Genomic DNA, 25,951 nt, shown 5'->3' on the forward strand with positions numbered 1-25,951 from the left:
CGGCGAAGGGCGAGACGCGGTCAGCGTGATTCCCTCAACTCCCGCCAGGCCAGGTAGTGATCGAGGAGGGTCTCCTCCAACGGCCGGTAGTCGATGCCGAGTTCCTTCACACCGCGCCGGTTGTCGACGGCGAACCTGATCCCGAGGTGCTTGCGGATGTAGTCCTGGGTGAGCCCGAACGCCGGGCCCAGGACGCGCACCGGCCAGTGCGGGAGGCCGTGCCGGGGCAGCCGGTAGTCGCGCGGGAAGCGTTGCCGCAGTGCGCGGGACATGTCGAGGAAGGACGCCATCCGGGCGGCCGCGACGATGTAACGGCCGTGCGCGTCAGGGTTTTCCGCCGCCGCGATGTGCGCGCCCGCGACGTCCCGCACATCGGCGACGGTGAAGCTGAAGTCGGGTGCCCCGTAGAAGAAGTAGCCCTTGAACAGCTCGTCGAGGAGGAACAGGCTGCCGGAGTCGGAGGCCGGGGTGAGTGAAGGGCCAAGGATCAGGCCGGGGTTGACGGAGACCAGGCGCCAACGGGTCTGCGTCTGTTCCGCGTCCCAGGCGGCTCGTTCGGCGACCGTCTTGGCGTAGTGGTAGGGGTTGTTCTCGACCGTGCTGGTGGTGTTGAAGTAGTCCTCGGAGAGGATTCCGTCCTTCATCGCCAGTACGTCGACGTAGTCGCCGAAGATCGCGCCGACCGTCGAGGTGAACACCAACTTCTCGACCGTGGGCGTGCGTTCGATGCCGGCGAGGACGTTCCGGGTGCCGGTGAGCGTGGGGTCGACGACGTCCTTCTGGCCGTCCTTGATCCTCTCCGGCATCAGGAACGGCGAGGCCACATGGAAGACGACCCGGCAGCCGTCCATCGCCGCGTCGAAGGAACCGTCCGCGAGCAGATCGGCCTCGAACAGCTCCAGCGCGCCCGGGAATTGGGCCCCCATGGCCCGCAGCGGCGCGACCTTCGCCTCGTTGCCGAGGGACCGCACAGTGGTGTGCACCCGGTAGCCACGCTCCAGCAACTGCCGGACCAGATGGCTCCCGACGAAGCCACTCCCGCCGGTCACCAACACCGTCTCGCCGCCGACACTCATCCCTGGCTCCGATCACCGTGGCATCCAGCGCGCACGCTACAACGGTGATCGGTACCGGGTCAGCGCTTCGGTCGCTACGGCTCTCAACTCCCGGCCCCCGTATAGGCGGCCGTGGTCCGGTCGGCCGCCTCGCGGGCCGCCGACTCGTCCTCGCCGCTCGCCACGTTCGCCGCGAACCACGCCTCGCTGCTCGCCGTGACGAAGCGGCGGCCCTCCTCGGACGCCAGCCAGGCCATCGCGTCTTCGGGCTTCACGGGACTGGTGCCCGACAGGTTGCCGTCGAGCCCGAGAAGGATCGAGTCCCAGCCGACGCCCACCGCGCCGGGTCCGAACTCGGCCCACTTCGTGTCGTCGACGTGGGCGATGTGCTCCAACTCGAAGCGCGTTCCGTCGCCCTCGGGCGTCAACCGCAGCTCGATCCAGCTGACTTCGCCGCCGAACTCCCAGGTAGCGAAGAAGCTGTTGGGCGGGTCACAGCGCTCGACGGTGCCGCCCGCGTTGCCCTGGAGCTGGTACTTCCCGCCCAGCCGCAGCTCGCCGCTGACCGGCAGGAACCAGCGCGGGATGCGCTCGGGGTTGGTGCAGGCGTCCCAGACGTCCTCGACCGGTGAGCCGTAGGTCTGACCGATGGTGATCACGCGGGCCTCGCCGGCCATGAAGTCGCGTCGACCGACCGTGCGGCTCACGGAGTTGATCTGGTGGGTCACGTCGATCATGGGGTGCTCCTCGACTCGTCGGGGCTGTCGTCGTCGGCCTCGCGGAGCCGGCGCTCGCGCTTGCCCCGGGCCAACTCGGTGGCCAGGGCGTCCAGATGAGGGGTCCAGTAGCGGCGGAACCGGTCGAGCCAGGCGTCGATGTCCCGCAGTGGCTCGGAGTTGACCGCGTAGAGGCGCCGGGTGCCGTCCGGCCGTACCGTCGCGAAACCGTTCTCCCGCAGCACCTTCAGATGCTGGGAGACCGCGGGCTGCGTTATCCCGAACTCGCGCCGGACGGCGTCACTGACCGTGCCGGCGGGCTGCTCGCCCTCGGCGAGCAACTCCAGGATGCGGCGGCGCACGGGGTCTCCGAGCACATCGAAAGCGTGCATGTGCCCAAAAGTATCACCGGTCGCTTATATAAGCGACCGGTGATAGAGGAGGGTGCCGGTCAGACGAGCGGCTTCTCCAGCAGGGCCTTGCGGTGGCTGAACGTCTCGATGGAGTAGCGGCCGTGGTAGTTGCCCATGCCGCTCTCGCCGACGCCGCCGAACGGCAGGTCGGAGACGGTGAGGTGGGCGAGCGGGAGGCCGTAGCCGATGGCGCCGGAGGAGGTCTCGGCGGCGATCCGGGCGCGGGTGTCGTCGGAGTCCGTGAAGACGTACAGGGCGAGCGGCTTGTCGCGGTCGGTGATGAACGCGATCGCCGCGTCGAGGTCGGGGACGGTGACGATCGGCAGGATCGGGCCGAAGATCTCCTCCGCCATGACGGGCGCCTTCGGGTCCACGTCGGCGAGGACGGTCGGCGCGATGTACTTGTCGCTGCGGTCGCTGCGCCCACCGACCACCACACGGCCGGAGTCGAGCAGTCCGGCGAGCCGGTCGAAGTGGCGTTCGTTGACGATCCGGCCGTACTCGCCGGAGGTCTGCGGGTCCGCGCCGTAGACCTTCTCGACCGCGGTCACCAGCAGGGGTTCGAGCGCGGCGGCGGTCTCCGGGTCGGTCAGGACGTAGTCGGGGGCGACGCAGGTCTGGCCGGCGTTGAGGAACTTGCCGCGCGCCAACCGGTCGGCGACGACGGCGAGATCGGCGTCGCGGTCGACGAACGCCGGTGATTTGCCGCCGAGTTCGAGGGCGACCGGGGTCAAGTGCTCGGCGGCGGCGCGCAGGACGATACGGCCGACGGCGCCGTTGCCGGTGTAGAAGATGTGGTCGAAGTGCTCGGCGAGCAGAGCCGTGGTCTCGGGGATGCCGCCCTCGACGACGGCGACCGCGTCGGTGTCGAGGTAGGCGGGCAGCAGCCGGGCGATGGCGGCGGAGGTGGCCGGTGCCATCTCGCTGGGCTTGACGACCACCGCGTCGCCCGAGGCGAGCGCGCCGACGACCGGGGTCAGCAGAAGCTGGAGCGGGTAGTTCCAGGGGGCGATCACGAGGACGACGCCCAGCGGGTCGTACTGCGTCCAGGCCGTGGCGTCCGTGCCGAGGTGGGCCGGTACGGGGGCGGGCTCGGGGCGCAGCCAGTCCTCAAGGTGGTCGAGGGTGTGGTCGATCTCGCGGATCGTGAAGCCGATCTCGGTGCGCTGGGACTCGGCGGCACTCTTGCCGAGGTCGGCGTGGAGGGCGGCGGCGAGGTCGTCACCGTGCTCGGTGAGCAGGTCGCGCAGGCGGCGCAGCTGGGCGGTGCGCCATTCCACGGGCTTGGTGCGGCCGGTGCGGAAGGTGGCGCGCAGCCGGGCGACGATGTCGGCGGGCTGCTCGGGGCTGGACTGGTTCACGGTGCCTCGCTGCTGGTGCGTGGGGGTTCTGGACGGTCAGGTGTATATAGCAACCATTCATACACCGGGAAAAATTCCGGTGCAGCCATGGTCACCCTCCGCCTCCCGGCTGTCACATGCGGACGAGTTCCCGGCGCCGGCGTTCCAGGTACCCACGCTCGGCCGCGCTCGCGGTGCGGGCCATGGCCGCCTCGTACTCCCGTACCGCCTCGGAATCGCGGCCCAGGCGGCGCAGCAGATCGGCGCGCACGGCGTGCAGGACGTGGTACTCGCCGAGGTCCAGCGCCTCCACGAGGTCGAGGGCCTTGCGCGGACCGTCGACCTCGGCGACGGCGACGGCCCGGTTCAGGGCGACGACCGGGCTCGGGGCGACGGCCATCAGCTGGTCGTAGAGCTGGAGGATCTGTCCCCAGTCGGTCGCGTCCGCGGTCGGTGCGTCACTGTGTACGGCGTTGATCGCGGCCTGGATCTGGTACGGCCCGGGGTTGTTGAGCCGCAGGCACCGCCGGACGAGTGACTGGCCGTCGGCGATCAGCTCGCCGTCCCACCGGTCACGGTCCTGTTCAGGCAGCGGCACGAGCGCACCGTCCGCGCCCTCCCGCGCGGCCCGGCGCGACTCGATGAGCAGCATCAGCGCGAGCAGGCCCATCACCTCGGGCTCGTCCGGCATCAGCTCGGAGAGGAGGCAGCCGAGGCGCAGGGCTTCGGCGCACAGCTCGGGCGAGTCCGTGTAGCCCTCGTTGAAGATCAGGTAGACGACGGCCAGGACGCCCTTGAGCCGGTCGGGAAGGTCGGCGTCGCGCGGCACCCGGTACGGGATCCCGGCGTCGCGGATCTTGGCCTTGGCGCGGACGAGGCGTTGGGCCATCGTCGGTTCGGGCACCAGGAAGGCGCGGGCGATCCGGGCGGTGGTGAGCCCGCCGAGCAGTCGCAGGGTGAGCGCGACCTGGGCCTGGGTGGCGAGCGCGGGGTGGCAGCAGGTGAAGATCAGTCGGAGCCGGTCGTCGCGCACGGGTCCCTCCTCGGCGGGCGCGTCGGACGCGTACAGCAGGGCGGCCTCGCTGTGCCGGGCCTCCCGCGACGACTCGCGGCGCAGCCGGTCGATCGCGCGGTTGCGTGCGGTGGTGATGATCCACCCGGCCGGGCTCGGCGGCACGCAGGTCTCCGGCCACTTCTGTACGGCCGTGGTGAAGGCGTCCTGGACCGCTTCCTCGGCGAGGTCGATGTCGCCGAGGAAGCGCACCAGGACCGAGACCGCCCGCCCGTACTCGGCACGGAAGACGGCCTCGATGTCGGTGTCGAACGGCATCAGTCCTCGGCCGTGTTCATGAAGGGGCGCACCTCGACGGGCAGTGTGGTGGCCCAGGTCGCCCGCTTCCCCCACTCCAGGGCCGCGTCCAGGTCGGCCGCCTTGATCAGGCAGAGCCCGCCCAGATACTCCTTGCCCTCGGCGTACGGCCCGTCGGTGATCAGCACGTCGCCGCCCTTGGGCCGCAGCACGGTGGCCGTCTCCGGCCCGTGCAGTCCGCCGGCGAAGACCCAGGCGTCGGCGGCCTGGAGTTCGTCGTGGAAGACCTCCAACTTGCGGCCGATCTCCGCCAACTCCTCGGGCGAGGGCATCTGTCCATCAGTCGGGGTGATCACACTGAGCAGGTAGTGCGGCATGACGTCCTCCATGGCGTAGGGGGATTCTCCAACCCTCTGGGGGTTCTCTCACCTCCTACACGAACGCCATGGCGCCGGATCGACACCGCGCCTCAGCTTGATTCCTGATCCTCGCGCGTCCGATGTCGCCGTGTTGCCGCTTCGTGAGCCGCGAGTGCTTCGCGGTCGCCGAAGAAGGCAGGGCCCCAGTCCGCCGGAAGGTCCTGGACCACCAGGGCAATGGCCTCGTCCGCTGCGGCCGCTGGGCCTACAACCTGGTTCCGGTGCGGACCGGCGACCGAGTAGGGGCCGCCGTAGGCGGGATGAACGTAGGGAATGCCCCAGGACCACGGATTCTCCGTGCAGCGGCTGAAGTGCAGCTCTCCCATACTGGCCCAGGGAAACCAGCGCCGCAGGCGAGGTTCCCCGTAAGCCGCTTCCAGCAACTCGGCTTGCGCACGTCCATCGTCACGCGCTGCCTGCCACCCTGCTTCTACCGCCGCTTCGGCTGCCGCATCCCCACTCATGCCCCCTGTCCTGCCTGGGCCCGCTCAGGACACGGGCAGGATTTTCTCCGCGGATCCGTCCATGGCGTCGTCCCCGGTTCCCTCCGCCGGGTCCTGGTCGAGCGCCGCCGTGAGCCGAGCAAGCAGCCGTACAAGGTCGCCTTGGTCGTCGATCGCGTCCAGGAGCCGGGTCTGGTCGGCCAGCAGGCGGTGGGCCGCGCGCTGGTGGAGGGCACGGCCGCGGGCGGTGAGGTGGAGGAGGACGCGGCGGCGGTCGGTCCGGTCGGGGCGGCGGTGGACCAGGTTGTCGGCGACCATCCGGTCGACCAGTTTGGTGAGGCTCGGCGCCGGCATCAGGACCTGGTCGGCGATCTCGGTCATCGGGTGGCCCTTGCCGTCGGCGATGACCGACAGGACGCGCCACTGTTCGACCGAGCAGTTCTCCTCGGCCAGCACGGCGGTCATGCGCAGGCCCAGCCGCCGCTCGGCGTGACTCAGCAGGTGGGCGAGGGCCGGCGACGGTACGGACGACATTGCCGCTGTCCTTCCGGTAGGTCTACTGTGCGGTTCAGATTACGAGCCTCTGCGAGGGCGCCGGGGCCGGGCCCGGTTTCCGTGCCCTCATGCCCTCACGGAGGTGGTCTGGTGCATCCCCTGCCGCCCGGGCGGATCAGCGGCCCGGTCAAGACCTTGGTCGTGGCACTGGTCGTACCACTGCGGGGCCCGGCGGGCGTCTTCGGCCCGTCCTGCGAACTGGCCGCGCAGCTCGCCGTGGAGGAACTCAACGCCGTAGGCGGTGTGTTGGGCCGCGAGGTCCGGCTGATCGTGGTGGACGGCGGTGCGTCGGCGGAGCAAGTGGCCGCCGAGGTCGAGGTGTTGGTGTCGATGCGAGCCGTCGACGCGGTGGTCGGCTGGCACACCTCGGCGGTCCGCAAGGCGCTGGTGCCGCGCATCGCGGGCCGGGTGCCGTACGTCTACACCGCGCAGTACGAGGGCGGCGAGCGCACCCCGGGCGTCTTCCTCACCGGCGAGACCGACGCGGCCCAACTCCGGCCCGCCATGCGGCTGTTGGCGGAGGAGACCGGCGTGCGGCGCTGGTGCACGGTGGGCAACGACTATGTGTGGCCGAGGGTGACCGCCCGCGCCGCGCGCCACTACGCCCGCGAGTGCGGCGGCCGGGTGCAGGGCGAGGCGTTCGTGCCGCTGGGGACGTACGAGTTCGGGCCGGTGCTGCGGCGCGTCGAGCGGTGCGAGGCGGACGCCGTCCTGATGCTGCTGGTGGGCGACGACGCGGCGCGCTTCAACCGGGCGTTCGCCGCGCACGGGTTGCACCAGCGGTGTCTGCGGCTGAGCACGCACATGGACGAGAACATCCTGCTGTCCACGGGCGCGGAGGCGACCGAAGGTCTGTGGGCGGCGGCCGGTTACTTCGAGACCCTCGCCACCGCCGAAAGCCTTGATTTCAGCGGGCGTTACGCGGCCCGCTTCGGCGTGGAGGCTCCCGTCGTGGGCAGCCTCGGCGAGTCGTGTTTCGAAGGCGTACGACTGCTCGCGGCCCTGGCCGAGCGGGCACGGTCGCTCGACGTGGGCGCCATGTGCGCGGTGGACGGCACCGTCTCGTACGAGGGCCCGCGAGGCGTACTGCGTCTGCACGGCAATCACCTCCGCCAACGGCTGTACCTGGCACGGGCGGACGCCTTCGACTTCGACATCGTCGCCCAACTCTGACCTTCCCACCTGCTCCGACCGAGAGTACCTTCCCTCAGGAATAGTTTCCACAGGAAGCATCGATTAAATCTACGCGCGTCGCCAAAAGAATTTTGAAAGCCCTTCCATTTAAAGCAAGTGAAACGGTCGGGAAACAATTCGGCGTGACTCTTCCGTCCAACTCCCCCGGGCCGTCCGGGAGATGACCCACATCCGTGGAAGAGGGAAGTGTCGTGACGGAGATCGTCGACAAAGAGGCGCCGGCAACGGCTGCCGGACGGACCTACAACGACTGGGCGAAGAACGACACGCTGGAGGACTACTCGCTGCGCTACGCGCCGAAGTCCTTCCGCCGCTGGACGCCGTACGTGGTGGCCACCACCGCTCTCGGCGGTATCGCGTACCTCGCCGACTTCGCCATCGGCGGTTCCATCGCGATCTCGAACGGCTTCTCCAGCGCCATGGTGGCGATCCTGGCGGCGGCGGTGACGATCTTCCTCACCGGCATCCCGATCTCGTACTACTCGGCCAAGTACTCCATCGACATGGACCTGTTGACCCGGGGCGCGGGCTTCGGCTACCTCGGCTCGACCCTCACGTCGGTCATCTACGCCAGCTTCACCTTCATCTTCTTCGCCCTAGAGGGCTCGATCATGGCGCAGGCGTTGGACCTGGGCCTGCACATCCCGCTCGCCGTCGGCTACTTGATCTGCTCGCTGATCATCCTGCCGCTGGTGATCTACGGCATGACCGCGCTCTCCAAGATGCAGGTGTGGACGCAGCCGGTGTGGCTGGTGCTGATGGTCGCGCCGTTCGTGTCCATCGCGATCCAGGAGCCGGGCAAGTTCTCGCAGTTCACGCACTTCGCGGGCAACTCCCCCACCGGTTCCAGCATCAGCATGCTCGGCGTCGGCGCGGGCGCCGGTGTGGCACTGTCCCTCATCGCACAGATCGGTGAGCAGGTCGACTACCTGCGCTTCATGCCCGACAAGACCCCCGAGAACGCCAAGAAGTGGTGGGGCGCGGTGCTTTCGGCAGGACCGGGCTGGGTCGTCCTCGGTGCGGCCAAGCAGATGGGCGGCGCGTTCCTCGCCTTCTACATCGCCGGCAGCGTGGGCCTGGCCAAGGCCAACGAGCCCATCCAGCAGTACGTCCACGGCTTCAAGACCTTCGCCGCGCCGGTCGCCCTGGGCCTGGCCACGTTCTTCGTGATCCTGTCCCAGGTGAAGATCAACTCGACGAACGCGTACTCCGGTTCGCTGTCCTGGTCGAACTTCTTCTCCCGTCTGACACACCGTCACCCGGGCCGCGTGGTCTACATCTTCCTCAACGTCGGCATCGCCCTGGCCCTCATGGAGGGCGGCGTGTTCGGCTTCCTCAACACGGTGCTCGGCTTCTACTCCAACGTGGCGATCGCCTGGATCGGCGCGGTCGTCGCCGACCTGGTCATCAACAAACCGCTCAAACTCAGCCCGTCCTACATCGAGTTCAAGCGCGCCCACCTCTACAACTTCAACCCGGTCGGCTTCGGCTCGATGCTCATCGCGTCGGCGGTCTCCATCGCCGCGTACTTCGACGCGTTCGGCGACTACGCCAAGGCCTACTCCCCCTTCATCGCCCTGTTCCTGGCGATGGTCCTCTCCCCCCTGTTCGCGTACCTCACCAAGGGCAAGTACTACATCGCCCGCCTCGACGACCTGGCGGAGCCGCTGCTCGACGCGGACGGACTCCCCTCGGCCGTCATCCTCAACTGCACCGTCTGCACAACGGACTTCGAGCGCCCCGACGTGGCGAACTGCCCCTTCCACTCCGGCCCGATCTGCTCCCTGTGCTGCAGCCTGGAGAAGGACTGCCACGACTCCTGCAAGAGCGCTCCCGGCGCCGCGGGCCCGGTAGACCTGGTGATGCCCGCCGTACGCTCGGCGGACTGATCCTCGCGCGCGTTCCCACCGCTGCGGCCCGTGTCCCACGACACGGGCCGCAGCGTCACGGGTGGCCGCCCCGCCCGATCGGCAGAATCACCCCCATGACCTCCCACTTCCTCGTCTCCCGTGCCCGACACCTAGCGGACGACCTCCTCGCCCCGCACGCCGAACAGGTCGACCAGGAAGGCGTCCCGGCGAGCCATATCGAGGCGATCAAACGCTCCGGTCTGCTGGGCGTGAGCGCCCCCGTGGCCTACGGCGGCTCGGCGGCCCCCGGCGCGGTGGCGAGGGAGACGGCGGAGATCCTGGCCGGGTCATGCTGCTCGACCTGGTTCGTACAGACCCAGCACCACACCCCGGTCATGACACTGGCGAAGAGCGAACTGCCGGTACGGGAGCACCTGTTGGGCCCACTCGCGCGAGGCGAGCTGATGTCCGGGGTGGCGTACGCACACCTGCGGGCGTTTCCCCGGATCCCGGTGCGGGTGACACGCGAGCGGGGCGGCTGGCGGTTCGACGGGACGGTGCCCTGGTACACGGGCTGGGGCCTGAACGACGTGATGCTGCTCGCGGGGGTGACGGACGCGGACGAGGCGTTGTTCGCGTTCACGGAGGCACGGGAGCAGGAGGGACTGCGGCCGTCCGACCCGATGCGCCTGGCGGCACTCACGGCGTCCCGGACGGTGTCGCTGGAGTTGGCCGGCCTGTGGCTGCCCGAGGATTCGGTGGCGCTGCGCGTGCCGTACGCGGAGTGGGCCAAGACCGACCGACCGAAACCGACGAACGCGTCACCGGCGGTCTTCGGCGTCGCGGCGGCGGCCCTCGCACTGCTGGACGAGGACACGTCCGGCCCGATCCGCACGCGGCTCGACAACGTACGCGAGCAGGCGTACATCCTGGCCGAACACCCCGTACCGCATGACTGCTTGGAGGAGCGGCTGTCGCTCAGGACGCAGGCGTACGAGGTCCTCATGACGGCGACCACGGCCGCGGTGGTGGCCGGCGGCGGCCGGTCGCTGTCCTTGACGAGCAGGGCCCAACGCCTCGCGCGGGAGGCTCTGTTCCTCCTGGTTCAGGGCCAGACGGCGGAGTCGAGACGGGTCCACCTGAAGGCGCTGGCCGACCGGCCGTAATTCGGTTGACCCGGTCACGGAGCAGCGCTGCACTTGGGCGGGACACCACGGGAGGTGGTGCCGGTATCGGGGAGGCAGCGGCAGCGATGGAGATCCGTCCCACGACCGACGAGGACCGTGACGTCTTCGTCGACACGGCCCATGCCGCGTTCGGGCTCTTCCCGGAAACCCCGGTCGAGGGCGGCGGGCTCTGGTGGTCGGCGCTCGAAATGGACCATTGCATGCTCGCCCTGACCGCGGACGGGCGACCGGTCGGTACCGCGGCCACGCACCCCTTCGAGCTGACCCTGCCCGGTGAGACCCTCGTCCCCGCCCCCGGGGTGACCGCCGTCGGCGTCCTGCCCTCGCACCGGCGCCAGGGCGTGCTCAGCGCGATGATGCGGCATCAGCTCACCGAACTGCGGACCCGCGGGGAGTTCCTCTCCGTGCTGCTGGCCTCCGAGGCCCCGATCTACGGCCGGTTCGGCTACGGACCGGCGACCTACACGGGGCGGCTGACGGTACAGCGCCACAAAGCCGCTCTCGACCTCCCTCGGGCACACAGCACGGCCGACGGCCGAGCGACCGGCTCGGTCGAGGTGCTACGTCGTGCCGAGTGCGGCAAGATCCTGGAAGAGGTCTACGACCGGTACCGCCGCGCCCAGCCCGGCGCGCTGTCCCGGCCGCACCGCTGGTGGGCTCTGCGCGCGGGGCAGCCCCCGATCTCTCCGGCGCCCCGCTACATCGCCCTTCACCGGGACGCCGACGGTGTGCCGGACGGGTACGCCAGCTACTCGATCGGCGAGAAGCAGACCTTGACGGTCGACGAGACCATCACCACCGACGACGCGGTCTTCACGGCCCTGGCCCGGTTCGTCCTCGGCCACGACCTGGTCTCTCAGGTCGTGTTCAAGCACGTCCCGCCCCAGCATCCGCTGCGCTGGCAACTCACGGACTTCCGCGCCGCCGAGGTGGGCGGCGACACGGACTGGCTGTGGGTGCGGCTGCTGGACGTCCCGCGTGCGCTGACCGCACGCGGCTGGTTCACGGACGGCGAGCTCGTCCTCGCCGTCGACGACCCGTTCCTGGACTGGCACGGCCGCTACCTGCTGACCGTCCGGGACGGCAAGGCCGAGTGCGTCCCGACGGGCCGGGAGCCCGATCTGTCCCTGGACGTACGCGACTTGGGCTCGCTCTACCTCGGCGGTACCGCCCCGAGCACACTCGTGCGGGCCGGACACATCCGGGCCCACCGCCCGGACGCGACCACCCGCGCCGACGCCCTCTTCCGCACCGACCGCTCCCCGCACTGCCTGCACTGGTTCTGACCACGCGCCGGCCCACACAGATCAACCGGCGAACGGCACCTGTGCCGCGGAAGCCCGCCGCTCGCCGACCGGGTGCTGCCACACGCCCTCCGCCGCGAGCCTCGGCAGCACGCCCTCCCCGAACCAGTAGGCCTCCTCCAGGTGCGGATACCCGGACAGCACGAACTCCTCGATGCCCAGCGCCGCGTACTCCTTGATCCGCTCGGCGACCTCCTCATGGCTGCCGACCAACGCCGTCCCCGCCCCACCCCGCACGAGCCCGATCCCGGCCCACAGGTTGGGATGGATCTCCAGCCCGTCCCGGCTGCCACCATGCAGCGCGAGCATCCGCTGCTGCCCCTCGGACTCGCTCCGCGCCAGCCCGGCCTGCACCGACTTCACGGTCTCGGGGTCGAACCCTTCCAGCAGCCGGTTCGCCTCGGCCCACGCCTCCGCGGACGTGTCACGCGTGATGACATGCAGCCGGATACCGAACCGGATCGTCCGCCCCTCCTTGGCCGCCAGCCCCCTGATCCAGGCGATCTTCTCGGCCACCTGAGCCGGCGGCTCGCCCCAAGTGAGGTACACGTCCACATACTTGGCGGCGATCTCCCCCGCGATCGGCGACGATCCCCCGAAGTAGACCTCGGGCACGGGGTCGGGCAACCGCGCCAGCTTCGCGTCCTCGACACGCAGATGCTCACCGGCCACATCGACGGTCTTGCCGTCCCACAACTGCCGTACGATCTCCAGGAATTCGCCGGTACGACGGTAGCGGTCGTCCTTGTCGAGGAAGTCCCCGTAGGCCCGCTGCTCGTGGCTCTCGCCGCCGGTGACGACGTTGAGGAGCAGCCGTCCGCCGGTCTGCCGCTGGAACGTGGACGCCATCTGCGCGGCGAGCGTCGGTGAGACGAAGCCGGGCCGGAAGGCGACCAGGAACTTCAGGCGTTCGGTGTTCTGGCTGACCATCGCGGTGGTCAGCCACGCGTCCTCGCACCAGGCACCGGTGGGCGTGAGGGCACCCACGAAGCCGAGGTCCTCCGCCGCGCGGGCGATCTGGCTCAGGTAGGCGACCGTCGGCGGCCGGTCCCGTCCGGAGGCGGTGGCGGGGGTGCCGTGACCGCCGCCCACGACATGGCGGCTGTCCCCGTTGGTGGGGAGGAACCAGTGGAAGGTGAGGGACACGTGGGGTCTCCGATCCGGTCTGACCTGTGGGTGGGTTAGAGGAGGCCGTGGCGGGGTGGCCTGGTGCCGTTGAGCACGTAGCGGCCGATGTGCTGGATCTTCCAGCGGGCCGGGTCGTGCAGCGTGTGGGTGCGGGCGTCGCGCCAATGCCGGTGCAGGTTCAGCGAGTTGAGGGCCGAACGGGTTCCCGACACCTCGAACAGCGCGCCCGCCACCTCCACTGCGGTCTGCGCCGCGTGCACCTTGGCCGCCGCGACCGCGATGGAGGCCTCCGCCGCCGAGTCGTCGTCGAGGTCGGCGCGCGCCGCGTCCACGGCCCGGGCGGCCTGGATCAGCAGGGCCTCGGACGCCCTTACCTGGATGGCGAGTTCACCGAACCGCTGGATCAGCAGCGGGTCCTCGGCGGCGGTCTCGACCCCGCTCTCGAACCAGGGGCGGCTCTTCGTCCGGACGAACTCGGCGGCCTCGGCCAGCGCTCCCCCGGCGATCCCGGCATCGATGGCCGCGTGCAGCAACTGGGCCACCGAGCCGTGGAGTTGAGGGCCTTCGAAGGTGAGGTGATGGGGCAGCACACGGTCGGCGGGGACGGCGACCGCCTCCAGGCGGACGGTGCCGCTGGCCGTCGTACGCTGGCCCATTCCGTCCCAGTCGTCGACGACCGCGACTCCCCCGGCGTCGCTCGGGACGTAGGCGACATGGAGGTTGTCGTCCTCGGTGCGGGCGAGGACGGGGATCCAGTCGGCGAAGAGGGCGCCGGTGGAGTAGTGCTTGACGCCGGTCAGTCGGTACGAGCCGTCGGGCTGTCGGGTCAGGCGGGTGCGAATGTCCTGGACGTGTTTGGTGCCGGCCTCCGACTGGGCGTTGCCGAAGCGGCGGCCGGCGAGCAGTTCGGTGAAGAAGAACTTCCGCTGGTCCGCGGTGCCCTGACGCCGGATCACATTGACGTAGGCGAAATGGCTCTGCGGGATCTGGGCGAGACTGCCGTCGGCCGAGCCGAGCAGGCGGAAGATCTCGGCAAGGGTCTGCGCGCTCACGTCGGCGCCGCCGTGCTCGGCGGGCACGGTGACGGCGAGCAGTCCGGAACCGGACAGCCGGTCCAACTCGGCGCGCGGGAGCCTGCGTTCGGTGTCGCGCGCCGAGGCTCCGGCCCGGAACTCGTCGGCGAGCGCGGCGGCGAGGGCGAGGGCCTCGGCGTCGTCCGCGATCACATGGGCGGTCGCACGGGCAGGCTCATGGGCGGTCATGGTGGTCAGCTCGCCGCGGCCAGCAGCGGGGTGCGGCCGAGCGCGGCCGAGAACTGGTCCACCACCTGCGTGAGCGCCTCGGTGGTGGCCGGGGCGACGGTGAGGGAGCCGTCCTCGTGGGCGGTGATGTCCTTGTCGAGGGTGAACCAGCCCTGGACTATATGGGCCGCGCCCATGGAGTTCAGCACCGGGCGGAGCGCGTAGTCGATGGCGAGCACATGTGCGGTGGACCCACCCGTGGCGAGCGGCAGCACGGTCTTGCCGGTGAGGGCGTACTGCGGGAGCAGGTCGAGCAGCGCCTTGAGGACTCCGGAGTAGGAGGCCTTGTAAACGGGGGTGCCTACGACCACTCCGTCGGCGCGGGCGAACAGCTCGGTGGCCTCGACGATGGCCGGGTGGCGGAAGTCCGCGCCGAGCAGGGCCTCGGCGGGGATGGTGCGCACGTCGAGCGGGATCACCTCGTGGCCCTGGGCGATCAGCCGCTTGTCGAGGTGCCGTAGAAGCCGGTTGGTGCGGGAGGAGACGGAGGGGCTGCCGGAGACGGACAGGACGGTGGCCATGGGTCCTCTTTCGGGGAGGTGGGGCGCCCGCGTGCGGCGGGCGCCCCTGGGCTGGCGGGTCAGGAGTACCAGGTGGGTTCGGGCAGTTCGCCCTCGAGGACCCAACGGCCGACCTCGCGTCGCTTGTAGGCGACGGGGTCGTGCAGGGTGTGGGTGCGGACGTTGCGCCAGAACCGGTCCAGGCCCTCGGAGGTGGCGGTGGAGCGGGCGCCGGTGACCTCGAAGATGCGGTTGCCGATCTCCAGGGCGACATCGGTGGCGCGTGCCTTGACGGCGGCGACCCGTACCTCGAAGTCGCCGCGTGTCTTCTCGGTGACGGCGTCGGGGTCGTCGTGCAGTGTCTGTCCCTCGGCGGCGACGGTGTCGGCGAGGGCCTCGACCGCCCAGAGTTTCGCGGTGAGGTCGCCGTAGGTGTCGATGACGTAGGGCTCGTCGACCGCGCGCTCGTAGCCGCCGTGCAGCCAGGAGCGGGTTTTGGTGCGGGTGTAGGTGGCGGCGGTCTCCAGGGCGCCGACGGCGATGCCCAAGTAGAAGTTGACGAAGACGAGTTGGATGGTGGGGACGTTGAGCGTGTTGTACGTGCGCGGCCGGAATTCCTTGTCGACGTAACCGGCCGCCGAGGACCACGGGGTACGGACGCCGTCGAGGATGACGCCACCGCTCTCGGTGAGGCGTTGGCCGATGTTGTCCCAGTCGTCGAGGAAGGTCAGGCCCTCGCTGTCGGAGGGCACGATGGCGAAGACGTGCTGGTCGGTGCCCTCCAGGACGCCTTCGAGGACGGTGACGTCGGAGACCTTGCTGCCGGTGGAGAAGGATTTGCGGCCGGTGAAGACGAGGTCGTCGCCGTCCTCGGTGACGGTGACGTCCTTGTCGCGCGGGTTGACGGCGCCGCCGAAGAACCACTGGTTGCGGGCGGCCTCGGCCTCGACGTGCTCCCACTGTTCGCGGGTACCGACCAGGCGGGCGGCCCAGTTCCAGAGGTAGTGGTAGCCGAGGAGTTGGCCGATGGAGCCGTCGGCCTTGGCGATCTCGCGGACGACGCGGTAGGCGGTGGGCCACTCCTGGCCTCCACCGCCGTGCTCCGTGGGGCCGAGCAGGGTGACGAGGCCGGAGTCCTTGAGGAGTTGGACCTCGGCATACGGGGTGGCGCCGGCCCGGTCACGGGCGGCGGCGTCGGTGTCGAGGAGGGCGGCGACCTCGGCGGCGCGGGCGATCCAGTCCTGGGCGGACCGCGGGGCCGGGCGGGTCTGCCAGTCGGCGGGCGTGACGGTGCTCATGCGGGTGTCCTCTTTCGCAGTGGGGTGCGATCAGGCGTGCACGGAGACGGACTCGGTCTCGCCGTCGGGGAGTTGGGCTTCCAGTTCACGCACGAGGGGCAGCACCCGCTTGCCGAAGTACTCCACCTCCTCGTGGTAGTGCAGAAACCCGAGCAGGAGAAGGTCGACGCCCAACTTCCGGTAGGCGACGATCCGTTCGGCGATCTGCTCCGGAGTGCCGATCAGTCCCGTACGGAAGCCGTCGTTGTACTGCACGAGGTCTTCGAACGTGGAGTCCTGCCACATGCCCTTGCCGTCGGCCGAGGACTGTCCGGCCTGCTTCACCGCGGCGCCGAAGCCTTCGACGGCCTCGTGGTCGGCCTTGGCGACGATCTCGCGGAGTGTGTCGCGGGCCTCGGCCTCGGTGTCCCGGGCGATGAGGAAGCCGTTGAGGCCGAACTTCGGTGCGGTGCGGCCGACTTGGGCCGCCGAGCGGCGTACGTCGGCGAGCTGCTCGGTGACGCCGTCGAAGTCCTTGCCGTTGGAGAAGTACCAGTCGGAGACACGGCCGGCCATCGCGCGGGCGGCGGTGGAGTTGCCGCCTTGGAAGATCTCCGGGTGCGGTCGTTCGGGGGTGTTGAGGGGCTTGGGCTTGAGGGAGAAGTCGCGCAACCGGTAGAAGTCACCGGCGAGTTCGGTGTGGTCCTCGGTCCAGATCTGGCGCAGGGCCTGGATGAACTCCTCGGAGCGGCGGTAGCGCTCGTCGTGCTCCAGCCACGGCTCGCCGAGCGCGGTGAACTCGCCCTTGAACCAGCCGGACACGACGTTGACGGCGAAGCGGCCGTTCGACAAGTGGTCGGCGGTGGCGCCGAGTTTGGCAAGGACGCCCGGGTGCCAGAGGCCGGGGTGGACGGCGGCGATGACCTTCAGGCGCTGGGTGGCGAGGAGCAGGGCGAGGCTGAAGCTGGTCGACTCGTGCTGGAACTCGGCACCGTAGCTGGCCATGTAGCGGACCTGGCTGAGCGCGTACTCGAAGCCGTTGTTCTCGGCGAGGACCGCGAGTTCGCGGTTGTACTCGTAACCCCAGTCGGTGCGTTGCTCGATCTTGCTGGTGACGAGTCCCCCGCTGACGTTGGGGACCCAGTAGGCGAATTTCACGGGCGCTGCGGGCATGCGGAACTCCTGTTGCGGAATGCGTTTTTGGGCACGCCGAATTCCGGGCACGCGGGACGACATGCGAAAGGGCGGAATTCAGGCGGTGCGGGAGAGAAGGCGGCGGATCACAGGACGGAGGTGACGGGGATCAGGCCGCGGTGCAACAGGAGGCGCTGGAGACGCGCGCGAGGTCGACATGGCGTCGCCGCGTGAGGTCCAGTCGCATCATCATGCCGTCGATCGTGGCAGCCGCCTGTGGGGACCGTCAAGGAAAACCCGACCGGTCTCGTATCGCGGACCATTGAATTTCACGAAGGTGTGACAGGGAAACCCTTGAACAGCCGGGGAAATCGGCCGCATTCTGCGGGCATGCGGACCGAACAGCTGGAATACATAGCGGCCGTGACCCGGCTCGGCTCCCTGCGCCGGGCCGCCGAGGAACTGCGCCTGTCGCAGCCCGCGTTGAGCGAGACGGTACGCAATCTCGAACGCGAACTCGGCGTCGATCTCCTGGAGCGCAAACGGTCCGGCGCGACGATGAGCGCGGAGGGCCGGGAGCTGCTGCCGAAGATCGTCGACGTGCTGGACGCGGTGGACCGGCTGCGGGCGGCGGCGGGCGAGCAGCACCGGATCAGTCGCATGGTGCGGGTGGGGACGGTCAACGCGGCGACCGTGCCGCTGCTGCTTCCCGTCGTACGGGAGTTCCGGGCCTCGCATCCGCTCACGCAGGTCGAGGTGGTCGGCGCGCAGCAGACGGACATCCACCGGGCGCTGACGGAGGGCGGGTTCGATCTCGGGCTGGTCAATCACCTGGACGGTGACGACATGCCGGCCGAGTTCGAGTCCACCGAGTTGCTGTCCGGGCTGCCGGTGGTGTGCATGCGCCCCGACAGCCCGTTGGCGTCCCGGCCGACGGTCAGTGTGGACGACCTACTCGCCGAGCCGCTGATCGGTATGCGTTCCGGCTATGTGATGCACCGCTATGTCCACCGGCTGCTCGATGGGCGCGGGCCCGTTTTCGCGTACTCGACCGACGGCGCGGAGATGGGCAAGCTCATGGTCGCGGAGGGGCTCGGGGCGACGGTCCTGCCCGACTTCAGCGTGGTGGGGGACCCGCTGGAGCGGCTCGGCGCGATCACCTACCGCCCGATCGCCGGCGACACGGCCCGCGTCCTGCTGATGCTGCGCCGCCGCCGCGCGGACTCCGTACCGCAGGCGGCGGGGGATCTGCACGAGGCGTTCGTACGACGGGCACGGGAGCTGAGCGGAACGCCCGCCTGAGGGCCGGAGCCGGTGGACGTCGCCTGAGGCGATAGTCGTCTCGCCTGAGGCGTTGGCCGGACGGTCGATCAGTCCTCGTCGCCCATCGGAACGACCACGAGGAACGCGTCGGACTTCAGGTCCATGACGACGCTGGCGGGCTCGCCCTCGGCGCGGCGCCGGGCCGCGAACTCCTCGGCAGGCCATGATCCGCGCGGAGCCCCCGCCGAAAACCGCTTCAACACCTTCGCGCCCATGTCCGCAGACACCTCCAGCATCGTTCCTCGGTTCCCCATGGGGACCGTCGTGCCTGTTCACCTGCCCCCGATCGACGCCAACATGCCAAGTTCGTTCGGCGGCGGGACGGCGCCGGGAGCGCGTACACCCGTCGGGTGACAGCCGCATCCGCCGGGCGCGCCGGACCGGAAGCACCTCACGACCCCCTTCCCCGTCTCCCGGAGTGCGCCCCATGAACGTCTCGGTCGCCCTGTTCACCGCTGACCTGCGCCTGCACGACCATCCCGCGCTGCGCGCCGCCGCCGAGGCCCGCCGGACGATCCCGCTGTTCGTCCGCGACCGGGGTGTGACGGACGCCGGGTTCGCCGCGCCCAACCGGCTGGCGTTCCTCGCCGACTGTCTGCGCGACCTCGACGCCGGCCTGCGGGAACGGGGCGGCCATCTGGTGATCCGGTCCGGTGACGTCGTCGACGAGGTGTGCAAGGTGGCCGCCGAGACGGACGCCGACGAGGTCCACATGGCGGCCGACGTCAGCGACTACGCGCGGCGGCGCGAGCAGCGGCTGCGGCGTGCGCTGGAGGCGGAGGGGCGGCGGTTGCACGTCCACGACACCGTGACCACGGCCGTCGCCCCGGGCGCGGTGACCCCGACCTCCTCGGATCACTTCGCGGTCTTCACGCCGTACTTCCGCCACTGGTCCGGGCAGCACCTGCGCGCCCCGCTGACCGCACCGCGCACTGTGTGCGTCCCGGACGGTGTCGGTTCCGAGGAACTCCCCTCCCGCACCAGCATCGTTGGGCTGTCGCCGGGCCTGGCGACCGGCGGGGAGACCGAGGGCCGCAGGCTGCTGAGCCGATGGCTGCGCAACGGCATCAGCGAATACGAGAACCTGCACGACGCCCTGGCCGCAGACGCAACCTCCCGCCTCTCACCCCATCTCCACTTCGGCACCCTCTCCCCCGTCGAACTGGTCCATCGCGCACGGCAGTTGGACGGACCGGGCGCCGAGGCCTTCGTACGACAGCTCGCGTGGCGCGACTTCCACCGCCAGGTCCTGGCGGCCAGGCCCTCGGCCGCGACCGCCGACTACCGTACGAAACACGACCGTTGGCGGTCCGCCCGCACGGCCCGCGAGGACATCGCGGCCTGGACGGAGGGCCGTACCGGCTATCCGCTGATCGACGCGGCGATGCGCCAACTGCGCCACGAGGGCTGGATGCACAACCGGGGACGCCTGCTGACGGCCAGCTTCCTCACCAAGACGCTCTACGTCGACTGGCGTATCGGCGCCCGGCACTTCCTCGATCTGCTGGTCGACGGTGATGTGGCGAACAACCAGCTCAACTGGCAGTGGATGGCGGGCACCGGCACCGACTCGCGCCCCAACCGGGTCCTCAACCCCGTCACGCAGGCCAAGCGGTACGACCCGGACGGCGCGTACGTCCGTCGTTGGGTGCCCGAACTCGCCGAGCTGGACGGCCCGTTGGTGCACGAGCCATGGAAACTCAGGGGACTTGAGCGTGCGGCGCTCGGCGACTATCCGGACCCGATCGTCGAACTCGCGGACGGGCTGGCGCGGTTCAGGCGAGGTCGGGCAGGTGACTGAGGCCCGCTGTCAGTGCCGCTCCGCGTACGTCCCGGACACGATGCCCACGGCGTCCGCCAGGGTGGTCGGCCGCAGCGCGCCCCGCGCCGAGGTGCCGGACCAGCCGGGACCGGCCAGCACCACCGAGGGCTGTCGTCGGGCGCCCTTCACTCCCCAGTGGATGTCGGCGAGGTGCCGGGCCAGCGCCGGGCTCGCCGTGGAGCGCGCCTGTGCCCACAGGACGACGGCCGCCGGGCCCAGCCGACGCACCGCCGTAGTGAGGGCCTCCGCGGGTACGGCGGCGCCGAACATCCTTGTGGGCAGGCCGAGTTCACCCAGTGCGGCGTTGAGCGCCTCGATGGGGAGGGTGTGTTGTTCGCCGGGCACGCAGGCCAGGACGACGGGAGAGACGACGGGAGAGACGTCCACCTGCGGCCCGGAAAGCGGGGTGCGTCGGCGCAGGGCCGTGGAGACCTGCCAGGACAGCAGGTGCTCCACCTCGACGTAACGGTCCCCGGACGATGCCCACTTGCGCCCCACCGCGTGCAATGTCGGCACCATCACCTCCTGCCAGGCGACGACGGTGCCGTACTGGCCGACGGCATCGGCGAGTTGACGCTCGACGGCGGGCGCGTCGAGCCGGACGGCGGCGCGCGCCAGGCCGCGGCACTCCTGGCGCACGTCCCCGAGGGGCAGTGCGCCGGGGGCCTGTGACTTCCGGTTCCGTACCGGCACAGGCTCCGCGGGCGAACCGGCGCCCCTCTTCGCCACCTGCGCCGCCTCGGCCGGCGGCACGCCCGACGAGGTCAGCCGGCACATCGCCTCCAGCAGTGCCACGTCCCGCGGGGTCCAGCGTCGGTGCCGTCCCTCGGCGCGGACCGCGGGCCCGATGCCGTAGCGACGCTCCCAGGACCGCAACGTGGTCGGCGCCACGCCCAGCCGACGGGCCAACGCACCGGTCGTCAGGGGCACTTCGGCCGCTGACGGACACGCGGCATCTCCACCTGCGGGCATTTCGCTCATCCGGCGACTATACGACGCAGAATCGACGCGAGTTGTTGGCCTTGATCCCTTGCTCCCACGATGACCGGACAGTCGCCGTCCGACCCGTGAGGAGCCGTAGCCATGAGCCCGCAGACCGGCGCCGTCCGCCCGCGCCCGGCGGCGCAGTCGCTCACCGACGAGGAGCTGGCCAGGGGGCTGGTGGCGGGCGACGAGGATTGCCTGGCCGCCGCGTATCACCGCTGGTCGCCGCTGGTGCACAGCCTCGCGCGGCGCTCGCTGGGCGACGTCAAGGAGGCCGAGGACGTGACGCAGGAGGTGTTCCTCGGGGTGTGGCGCGGGCGGCGGGGTTTCCGTCCCGAGCGCGGCACGATCGGCGGCTGGATCGTCGGCATCACCAGGCGCGGGATCGCCGACGCGCTGTCCGCCCGTACCCGTCGCCTGCGTCTCGTGACCGCCGCGGGTTCGTCGCTCGTCCTCGCCGAACCGGCCGCCCGGAAGCCCGAGATGACCCTCGATCGCGTCCTCGTCCTGCACGAGCTGGCCAGGCTGCCCGCACCCCAACAGCGGGTCCTGCGGCTGACGTACTACGAGGACCTCACCCAGACCCAGATCGCGCGGCGCACCGGCTGGCCCCTCGGCACGGTCAAGAGCCACGCACGACGTGGCCTCCACCAGTTGCGAAGCCGCCTCCAGGACGACGAACAGGCTGACCACTACACATAAAGGCGAAATAAGAGCATTATGGAGATAAGCGGCTATTGCCGCATACCGCATCGGACGCGGTCAGGCCAGCGAAGTCAAAGGAGACGAGTCATGGCCAACGCCTCGCACACCAGAGGTGACATAGCGAGCCACCCTGATGTCTCCGAAATGCAGGCGCGCTACGCCCGCATGCTCGGTGGACGCGATGTGGCGCTCGTGGACGGACCGGTGTTCCTGCTCGGTCTGTACTGCGCCGCATCCCCGTGGATACTCCACTACACGACGAGCCAGCCCGCGCTCGTGCCGCACAACCTGATCGTCGGCATCGCGATCGGCCTGCTGGCCCTCGGGTTCACCAGGGCGCCGGAACGCATGTACGGTCTCAGCTGGGCGATGAGTGCCCTGGGTGTCTGGATGATCGTCTCGCCGTGGATCGTCGGCACCAACCCCGACAAGGGCGTCATCCTGAACAACGTCATCATCGGCGGACTGGCCGTGCTGCTGGGCCTGGTGTGTGCCGGTACGGCGGCGAAGAGCACCCCCAAGCCATAACAGCCCGCGAAGGGAAGGCACGCCGGCGCCGGTCCACGGACCGGTACCGGCGTTTGCGCGTGTCCTTTCAGTGCTTCGGTACCATCCACGGCGCCTGCGAGAGGGGGCTGCCGGTTTCAAGGACGGTCTTCAGGTTGGACAGCACCGCCGGCCAGCCGCCGGACACGTCGGACAGCTCGCCCTCGTCGGCGAGGTCCTCGTGGGTGACGGTGAGGCGCACGATGTCCTCGTGCCGCCGGATGTCGTAGGTGACGCGGGAGTACGTGTCCTCCCGGCCCTCGTTCTCCGGTGAGGTCCAGGTGGTCACCAGCCGGGTCGGGCGCTCGCTCTCCACCACCGTGCCGACGACGTCGGCGATGCCGGAACCGTCCGTGCGCACATGTTCCCAGCGGGAGCCCGGCCGCCAGTCGGACACGTTGCTGTGGCCCCAGTAGGCGGCGGTCAGGTCGGCGTCGGTGAGCGCGTCCCAGACCTTTTCGGGGGTGCTCGCGATGTAGGTGACGTAGACGAATGTCGGCTTGTCGGTCATGGCTTCCTCGGCTCGTCGCTTCAGGGCCCCGAGTGCGCGCAGTCGCGGGCGCTCGAACTTGTCGATCCAGCGCTCCTGCATCTCGTGCAGCGGCACCGGATTGAGGTAGTGCAGCTTCTCCCGCCCGCGCCGCACCGTGCTGACCAGGTTGGCGGCCTCCAGGACGGCCAGATGCTGGGTCACCGACTGACGGGTCATGTCGATACGCCCGCACAGTTCGCCGAGCGTCTGCCCGTTGTCCTCGTGCAGCCGGTCCAGCAGGCGCCTGCGGGTCTCGTCGGCCAGGGCCTTGAAGACCGCGTCCATCCCTAAGTCGTGCTCTTCGGATCGCACACTCAACGTTATGCAGGCAGTTACCTGCATGTCAAGGTGGACGGCTTCGCCCGATTCATTCCGGTCTTTCATTCCGGTCTACGACACCTCAGCGCAGGAACGCGCCCAGTTCGCGGCGGTGCGCGGCCACCCAGTCGTGCGCGGCCCGGATGTCCTCCACGACCCCACTCGCCCGCAGTCCGACCATGCCCCGTTCGCCACGCTCGGCACCGGCCGAGATACCTCGCCGGCACCGGTCCTGCCACCACAGCACCGTGTCGAGAAGCCGGTCGGTGTCGCCGAGTTCATCGAGGCCGTACGCCTCGCGGATCAGCGCGATCCGGCGGGCGGCTTCGGGTACGTCGGTGATCCCCGGGCCGAGGTCCAGGTACTGCCAGCAGACGTGGGCGACATCGTGGACGCGCTCACCGGGGGCGGCGAGGTCCCAGTCGACGAAGGCCAGCGGCTGCCACGCGCTGTCGTAGACGGTGTTCTTGGGTGCCAGGTCGTTGTGGCAGACGACGTCCTGGTCACCGGCCTGCGGTGTGCCGTGCGTCAGGTCATGGAAGGCGCGCACGAGCCGTGCGACGCGGATCAGGGTGTCGTCCGTGCGGGCGGCGGACCGTTCGTCGGGGGTGACTGCCGCCCGGCCCTCGATGTACCGGAACACTTCCCGCCCTCGCTCGTCCGTGCCGAGCAAGCGCGGTGCCCCTGACCAACCGCGCCGCTCGAACAGGGCGAGCAGCGCTGTGACGTACCGCGACCGTTCCGAGGGCGTGCGGCGTACGGTCTCTCCCACCCGTACGACCTCGTTGATCGCTCCTCCACCGAGCGCCGACTCCTCCACCTGGCCCGCCTCCCCGGAATCGTCCGACCGCACGAGTATCGCTCGCCGCTGATCGACTCCGATGACACCGCCAACAATCCAGGGATCTGCGGTGAGTTGGCGCACGAGCTGGCCAACAGTGCCGGTAAAGCACGCCTGTTGGACGAGCGGGCGCCCGTGGACACCGTTCGGGTGGTGCCCGACGGGCGCTCCGTCGTCGGCATCGCGGGTGACGTGCCGACCTCGACCTGGTAGGTCAACTGCCGCTAGGCACCTGCCGGTTCCGTGTCCGGGGCCGCTTCCACGAGGTACTCCTCCGTGATCTCCTTCGGGCCGAACGGCCACACCTTCTCGAAGCGGGCCCAGATCACGAACGCCACACAGCCCAGGGCGAGCCAGGCCAGGGACCACTCGATGGGGTGGCGGCCCGGGGAGTTCTTGTCCGCGTAGCCATAGATCACGCACCAGCCGACGAAGGCGACGATGCTCGGCACGGGGTAGAGCCACATGCGGTAGGGGCGGCGCAGGGTCGGCTGGCGTTTGCGCAGGACCGTGAGGGCGATGATCTGGGCCAGTGCCTGGACGATGACCATCACCGTGGTGAGCAACTGGATCAGGGTCGCCAGGTCGGTGTGGCGGCCGATGAGGAAGCCGATCGCCGTGATCACGCCCATCGTGGCGAGGCCCAGCATCGGGAAGCGGTGCTTGGGGTGGAGCTTGGCGTAGGGGCGGAAGAAGACGCGTTCGCGGGCCGCGTCGTAGGGAACCCGGGAGCCGCCGAGGAGACCGGTGAAGACCGAGGCGAAGGCCGTGATGAGGATCAGGACGGTGACCGTGTCGGCGGCGCCCTTGCCCCAGGTCTTCTCCAGGACCGCCGAGGCCACCGAGGTGGAGGCGATGTCGTTCACGTTGGTCATCCGGTGCCAGTCGATGACGCCCAGCGTGCCGATCTGCAGCATCAGGTAGATCGCCATGATGCCGACGATGGAGAAGAGGATCGAGCGAGGCAGGGTGCGACCCGGGTCCTTGATCTCGGCACCCATGTAGGCGGTGGTGTTGTAGCCGAGGTAGTCGTAGATGCCGATCGTGAGGCCGCCGGCGAAGCCGAGCCAGAAGTGGTCGCTGCCCAGGTCGAAGGCGTGCGCCGGGTAGGTGAAGGCGAGGTGCGCGCTGAAGTCGCTCGCGGCGGCCACGATGACCAGGAACACCGAGGCGATCATGACCGCCCACATCACGGCGGTGATGCGCGCGATGTTCTCGATGCCGCGCCACAGCAGAAGGATCACCACGGCGATGACGCCGAGGCCGATCAGGTCGCCGGACGTCTTGCCCAAGTCCGGTGCCAGATAGCCGAGATACTGCACGAAGCCGACCACGCCGGTCGACATGATCAGCGGGATGAAGAGCATCGCCGTCCAGACGAACAGGAACGGCATCAGTCGGCCCGTGCGGTACTGGAAGGCCTGGCGCAGATAGACGTAGCTGCCGCCGGAGCCGGGCATCGCGGCGCCCATCTCGGCCCACACGAGTCCGTCGGCGAGCGCGAGGATCGCGCCCGCGACGAAGCCGATCACCGCCTGCGGACCACCGAACGCGGCGACCATCAGCGGGATCGTCACGAACGGACCGATGCCGCACATCTGGCTCATGTTGATGGCGGTGGCCTGGAAGAGGCCGACGCGGCGGACGAACCCGCCGTCTGGGGGCGGACTACCGGACATGGAGGCTCCTGAGGGTGTGCGTGACCGGGGAGAAGGGGGGTGCGGCGTGCGGGCCGGTATCCGGTGGCTGACTGGG

Annotated in this window: 27 protein-coding genes and 1 pseudogene; 9 read left to right on the top strand and 19 right to left on the bottom strand. The window is 69.8% G+C overall.

Annotated elements, in window-relative coordinates; genetic code table 11:
• Positions 1 to 20: 20 nt before the first annotated feature.
• The 8 genes and pseudogenes from OG588_RS03175 to OG588_RS03210 all read right to left on the bottom strand — a co-directional run bounded on the left by OG588_RS03175 (position 21) and on the right by OG588_RS03210 (position 6,229).
• The gene (locus OG588_RS03175) at positions 21 to 1,076 is read right to left on the bottom strand and encodes an NAD-dependent epimerase/dehydratase family protein (protein ID WP_405945922.1); all 1,056 of its coding nucleotides are present in this window, start codon (positions 1,074 to 1,076) and stop codon (positions 21 to 23) included.
• Between the two features lie 83 nt (positions 1,077 to 1,159).
• Positions 1,160 to 1,792, bottom strand: a complete 633-nt coding sequence (locus tag OG588_RS03180) for an SRPBCC family protein (protein WP_405945923.1) — start codon at positions 1,790 to 1,792, stop codon at positions 1,160 to 1,162.
• Complete coding sequence (locus tag OG588_RS03185) at positions 1,789 to 2,163, bottom strand: helix-turn-helix transcriptional regulator (RefSeq protein WP_019057149.1); 375 nt, start codon at positions 2,161 to 2,163, stop codon at positions 1,789 to 1,791. Before OG588_RS03185 ends, OG588_RS03180 begins: the two co-directional genes overlap by 4 nt.
• 59 nt (positions 2,164 to 2,222) lie before the next feature.
• Positions 2,223 to 3,554: pseudogene (locus tag OG588_RS03190) on the bottom strand (aldehyde dehydrogenase family protein); the annotation flags it as partial.
• 103 nt (positions 3,555 to 3,657) lie between these two features.
• Positions 3,658 to 4,854: an RNA polymerase sigma factor gene (locus OG588_RS03195; RefSeq protein WP_405945924.1), complete on the bottom strand. Its 1,197-nt coding sequence runs from the start codon at positions 4,852 to 4,854 to the stop codon at positions 3,658 to 3,660.
• Positions 4,854 to 5,210, bottom strand: a complete 357-nt coding sequence (locus OG588_RS03200; RefSeq protein WP_405945925.1) for a YciI family protein — start codon at positions 5,208 to 5,210, stop codon at positions 4,854 to 4,856. The genes OG588_RS03195 and OG588_RS03200 overlap by 1 nt, the downstream gene beginning before the upstream one ends.
• Positions 5,211 to 5,302: 92 nt before the next feature.
• Positions 5,303 to 5,716 (bottom strand): DUF6193 family natural product biosynthesis protein, encoded by a 414-nt coding sequence (locus OG588_RS03205; RefSeq protein ID WP_405945926.1) that lies wholly within the window; start codon positions 5,714 to 5,716, stop codon positions 5,303 to 5,305.
• Between the two features lie 24 nt (positions 5,717 to 5,740).
• On the bottom strand, positions 5,741 to 6,229 hold the full coding sequence (locus tag OG588_RS03210) for a MarR family winged helix-turn-helix transcriptional regulator (protein WP_405945927.1): 489 nt from the start codon (positions 6,227 to 6,229) through the stop codon (positions 5,741 to 5,743).
• Between the two features lie 111 nt (positions 6,230 to 6,340).
• Here OG588_RS03210 and OG588_RS03215 point away from each other — a divergent pair, with 111 nt between their 5' ends.
• From OG588_RS03215 to OG588_RS03230, 4 genes are all read left to right on the top strand, one after another.
• Positions 6,341 to 7,423 carry a substrate-binding domain-containing protein gene (locus OG588_RS03215; RefSeq protein WP_405945928.1) on the top strand — a complete coding sequence of 361 codons (1,083 nt, stop codon included), beginning with the start codon at positions 6,341 to 6,343 and terminating at the stop codon, positions 7,421 to 7,423.
• A 212-nt stretch (positions 7,424 to 7,635) separates the two neighbouring features.
• Positions 7,636 to 9,333 (top strand): purine-cytosine permease family protein, encoded by a 1,698-nt coding sequence (locus OG588_RS03220; RefSeq protein ID WP_405945929.1) that lies wholly within the window; start codon positions 7,636 to 7,638, stop codon positions 9,331 to 9,333.
• Between the two features lie 95 nt (positions 9,334 to 9,428).
• Complete coding sequence (locus OG588_RS03225; RefSeq protein WP_405945930.1) at positions 9,429 to 10,460, top strand: acyl-CoA dehydrogenase family protein; 1,032 nt, start codon at positions 9,429 to 9,431, stop codon at positions 10,458 to 10,460.
• A gap of 86 nt (positions 10,461 to 10,546) precedes the next feature.
• Positions 10,547 to 11,767, top strand: coding sequence for a GNAT family N-acetyltransferase (locus tag OG588_RS03230; RefSeq protein WP_405945931.1), 1,221 nt, complete (start codon positions 10,547 to 10,549; stop codon positions 11,765 to 11,767).
• 21 nt (positions 11,768 to 11,788) lie between these two features.
• Here the strand turns inward: OG588_RS03230 and OG588_RS03235 are convergent, their stop codons facing one another.
• From OG588_RS03235 to OG588_RS03260, 6 genes are all read right to left on the bottom strand, one after another.
• Positions 11,789 to 12,931 carry an LLM class flavin-dependent oxidoreductase gene (locus tag OG588_RS03235; protein ID WP_405945932.1) on the bottom strand — a complete coding sequence of 381 codons (1,143 nt, stop codon included), beginning with the start codon at positions 12,929 to 12,931 and terminating at the stop codon, positions 11,789 to 11,791.
• Positions 12,932 to 12,966: 35 nt separating this feature from the next.
• Positions 12,967 to 14,175, bottom strand: a complete 1,209-nt coding sequence (locus tag OG588_RS03240) for an SfnB family sulfur acquisition oxidoreductase (RefSeq protein ID WP_405945933.1) — start codon at positions 14,173 to 14,175, stop codon at positions 12,967 to 12,969.
• Between the two features lie 5 nt (positions 14,176 to 14,180).
• The gene (gene ssuE / locus OG588_RS03245) at positions 14,181 to 14,735 is read right to left on the bottom strand and encodes an NADPH-dependent FMN reductase (protein WP_200709625.1); all 555 of its coding nucleotides are present in this window, start codon (positions 14,733 to 14,735) and stop codon (positions 14,181 to 14,183) included.
• 59 nt (positions 14,736 to 14,794) lie between these two features.
• Positions 14,795 to 16,012 carry an acyl-CoA dehydrogenase family protein gene (locus tag OG588_RS03250; protein WP_405945934.1) on the bottom strand — a complete coding sequence of 406 codons (1,218 nt, stop codon included), beginning with the start codon at positions 16,010 to 16,012 and terminating at the stop codon, positions 14,795 to 14,797.
• A gap of 30 nt (positions 16,013 to 16,042) precedes the next feature.
• Positions 16,043 to 17,164, bottom strand: a complete 1,122-nt coding sequence (gene sfnG, locus OG588_RS03255) for a dimethylsulfone monooxygenase SfnG (RefSeq protein WP_405945935.1) — start codon at positions 17,162 to 17,164, stop codon at positions 16,043 to 16,045.
• Positions 17,165 to 17,294: 130 nt separating this feature from the next.
• Positions 17,295 to 17,378, bottom strand: a complete 84-nt coding sequence (locus tag OG588_RS03260) for a putative leader peptide (RefSeq protein ID WP_351305882.1) — start codon at positions 17,376 to 17,378, stop codon at positions 17,295 to 17,297.
• A 137-nt stretch (positions 17,379 to 17,515) separates the two neighbouring features.
• On the opposite strand from OG588_RS03260, the gene OG588_RS03265 reads away from it, so the two are divergent.
• A complete protein-coding gene (locus OG588_RS03265; RefSeq protein ID WP_405945936.1) occupies positions 17,516 to 18,427 on the top strand; it encodes a LysR family transcriptional regulator in 912 nt (303 codons plus the stop codon).
• Between the two features lie 68 nt (positions 18,428 to 18,495).
• On the opposite strand, the gene OG588_RS03270 is transcribed toward OG588_RS03265, so the two are convergent.
• Positions 18,496 to 18,684: a hypothetical protein gene (locus OG588_RS03270; RefSeq protein ID WP_403594489.1), complete on the bottom strand. Its 189-nt coding sequence runs from the start codon at positions 18,682 to 18,684 to the stop codon at positions 18,496 to 18,498.
• 191 nt (positions 18,685 to 18,875) lie between these two features.
• Between OG588_RS03270 and OG588_RS03275 the strand changes: the two genes are divergently transcribed.
• Positions 18,876 to 20,249: a cryptochrome/photolyase family protein gene (locus OG588_RS03275; protein ID WP_405945937.1), complete on the top strand. Its 1,374-nt coding sequence runs from the start codon at positions 18,876 to 18,878 to the stop codon at positions 20,247 to 20,249.
• 9 nt (positions 20,250 to 20,258) lie between these two features.
• Here OG588_RS03275 and OG588_RS03280 read toward each other — a convergent pair whose 3' ends face one another.
• Positions 20,259 to 21,251, bottom strand: a complete 993-nt coding sequence (locus OG588_RS03280) for a MerR family transcriptional regulator (protein WP_405945938.1) — start codon at positions 21,249 to 21,251, stop codon at positions 20,259 to 20,261.
• Positions 21,252 to 21,353: 102 nt separating this feature from the next.
• Between OG588_RS03280 and OG588_RS03285 the strand changes: the two genes are divergently transcribed.
• Together OG588_RS03285 and OG588_RS03290 are read left to right on the top strand one after the other, a co-directional pair.
• Complete coding sequence (locus tag OG588_RS03285) at positions 21,354 to 21,956, top strand: sigma-70 family RNA polymerase sigma factor (RefSeq protein ID WP_405945939.1); 603 nt, start codon at positions 21,354 to 21,356, stop codon at positions 21,954 to 21,956.
• Between the two features lie 90 nt (positions 21,957 to 22,046).
• A complete protein-coding gene (locus tag OG588_RS03290) occupies positions 22,047 to 22,487 on the top strand; it encodes an SPW repeat protein (RefSeq protein ID WP_405945940.1) in 441 nt (146 codons plus the stop codon).
• A 67-nt stretch (positions 22,488 to 22,554) separates the two neighbouring features.
• Here the strand turns inward: OG588_RS03290 and OG588_RS03295 are convergent, their stop codons facing one another.
• Together OG588_RS03295 and OG588_RS03300 are read right to left on the bottom strand one after the other, a co-directional pair.
• Positions 22,555 to 23,322 carry an ArsR/SmtB family transcription factor gene (locus OG588_RS03295; protein ID WP_405945941.1) on the bottom strand — a complete coding sequence of 256 codons (768 nt, stop codon included), beginning with the start codon at positions 23,320 to 23,322 and terminating at the stop codon, positions 22,555 to 22,557.
• Between the two features lie 115 nt (positions 23,323 to 23,437).
• Positions 23,438 to 24,208 (bottom strand): phosphotransferase, encoded by a 771-nt coding sequence (locus OG588_RS03300; RefSeq protein ID WP_405945942.1) that lies wholly within the window; start codon positions 24,206 to 24,208, stop codon positions 23,438 to 23,440.
• Positions 24,209 to 24,271: 63 nt separating this feature from the next.
• Between OG588_RS03300 and OG588_RS03305 the strand changes: the two genes are divergently transcribed.
• Entirely contained in the window at positions 24,272 to 24,409 is a 138-nt protein-coding gene (locus OG588_RS03305; RefSeq protein WP_405945943.1) for a hypothetical protein, read from the top strand.
• A gap of 11 nt (positions 24,410 to 24,420) precedes the next feature.
• Here OG588_RS03305 and OG588_RS03310 read toward each other — a convergent pair whose 3' ends face one another.
• A complete protein-coding gene (locus OG588_RS03310) occupies positions 24,421 to 25,875 on the bottom strand; it encodes an APC family permease (protein ID WP_405945944.1) in 1,455 nt (484 codons plus the stop codon).
• Positions 25,876 to 25,951: the final 76 nt, after the last annotated feature.

This window comes from Streptomyces prunicolor, from assembly GCF_045162825.1.
Taxonomy (GTDB): domain Bacteria; phylum Actinomycetota; class Actinomycetes; order Streptomycetales; family Streptomycetaceae; genus Streptomyces; species Streptomyces prunicolor.

Coding starts and splice junctions, on each gene's coding strand:
- OG588_RS03250 (WP_405945934.1), bottom strand. CDS start 16,012: ATGAGCACCGTCACGCCCGCCGACTGGCAGACCCGCCCGGCCCCGCGG.
- OG588_RS03205 (WP_405945926.1), bottom strand. CDS start 5,716: ATGAGTGGGGATGCGGCAGCCGAAGCGGCGGTAGAAGCAGGGTGGCAG.
- OG588_RS03265 (WP_405945936.1), top strand. CDS start 17,516: ATGCGGACCGAACAGCTGGAATACATAGCGGCCGTGACCCGGCTCGGC.
- OG588_RS03230 (WP_405945931.1), top strand. CDS start 10,547: ATGGAGATCCGTCCCACGACCGACGAGGACCGTGACGTCTTCGTCGAC.
- OG588_RS03210 (WP_405945927.1), bottom strand. CDS start 6,229: ATGTCGTCCGTACCGTCGCCGGCCCTCGCCCACCTGCTGAGTCACGCC.
- ssuE (WP_200709625.1), bottom strand. CDS start 14,735: ATGGCCACCGTCCTGTCCGTCTCCGGCAGCCCCTCCGTCTCCTCCCGC.
- OG588_RS03200 (WP_405945925.1), bottom strand. CDS start 5,210: ATGCCGCACTACCTGCTCAGTGTGATCACCCCGACTGATGGACAGATG.
- OG588_RS03185 (WP_019057149.1), bottom strand. CDS start 2,163: ATGCACGCTTTCGATGTGCTCGGAGACCCCGTGCGCCGCCGCATCCTG.
- OG588_RS03260 (WP_351305882.1), bottom strand. CDS start 17,378: ATGATGATGCGACTGGACCTCACGCGGCGACGCCATGTCGACCTCGCG.
- OG588_RS03275 (WP_405945937.1), top strand. CDS start 18,876: ATGAACGTCTCGGTCGCCCTGTTCACCGCTGACCTGCGCCTGCACGAC.
- OG588_RS03180 (WP_405945923.1), bottom strand. CDS start 1,792: ATGATCGACGTGACCCACCAGATCAACTCCGTGAGCCGCACGGTCGGT.
- OG588_RS03225 (WP_405945930.1), top strand. CDS start 9,429: ATGACCTCCCACTTCCTCGTCTCCCGTGCCCGACACCTAGCGGACGAC.
- OG588_RS03280 (WP_405945938.1), bottom strand. CDS start 21,251: ATGAGCGAAATGCCCGCAGGTGGAGATGCCGCGTGTCCGTCAGCGGCC.
- OG588_RS03290 (WP_405945940.1), top strand. CDS start 22,047: ATGGCCAACGCCTCGCACACCAGAGGTGACATAGCGAGCCACCCTGAT.
- OG588_RS03310 (WP_405945944.1), bottom strand. CDS start 25,875: ATGTCCGGTAGTCCGCCCCCAGACGGCGGGTTCGTCCGCCGCGTCGGC.
- sfnG (WP_405945935.1), bottom strand. CDS start 17,164: ATGCCCGCAGCGCCCGTGAAATTCGCCTACTGGGTCCCCAACGTCAGC.
- OG588_RS03240 (WP_405945933.1), bottom strand. CDS start 14,175: ATGACCGCCCATGAGCCTGCCCGTGCGACCGCCCATGTGATCGCGGAC.
- OG588_RS03270 (WP_403594489.1), bottom strand. CDS start 18,684: ATGCTGGAGGTGTCTGCGGACATGGGCGCGAAGGTGTTGAAGCGGTTT.
- OG588_RS03175 (WP_405945922.1), bottom strand. CDS start 1,076: ATGAGTGTCGGCGGCGAGACGGTGTTGGTGACCGGCGGGAGTGGCTTC.
- OG588_RS03195 (WP_405945924.1), bottom strand. CDS start 4,854: ATGCCGTTCGACACCGACATCGAGGCCGTCTTCCGTGCCGAGTACGGG.
- OG588_RS03295 (WP_405945941.1), bottom strand. CDS start 23,322: ATGGACGCGGTCTTCAAGGCCCTGGCCGACGAGACCCGCAGGCGCCTG.
- OG588_RS03285 (WP_405945939.1), top strand. CDS start 21,354: ATGAGCCCGCAGACCGGCGCCGTCCGCCCGCGCCCGGCGGCGCAGTCG.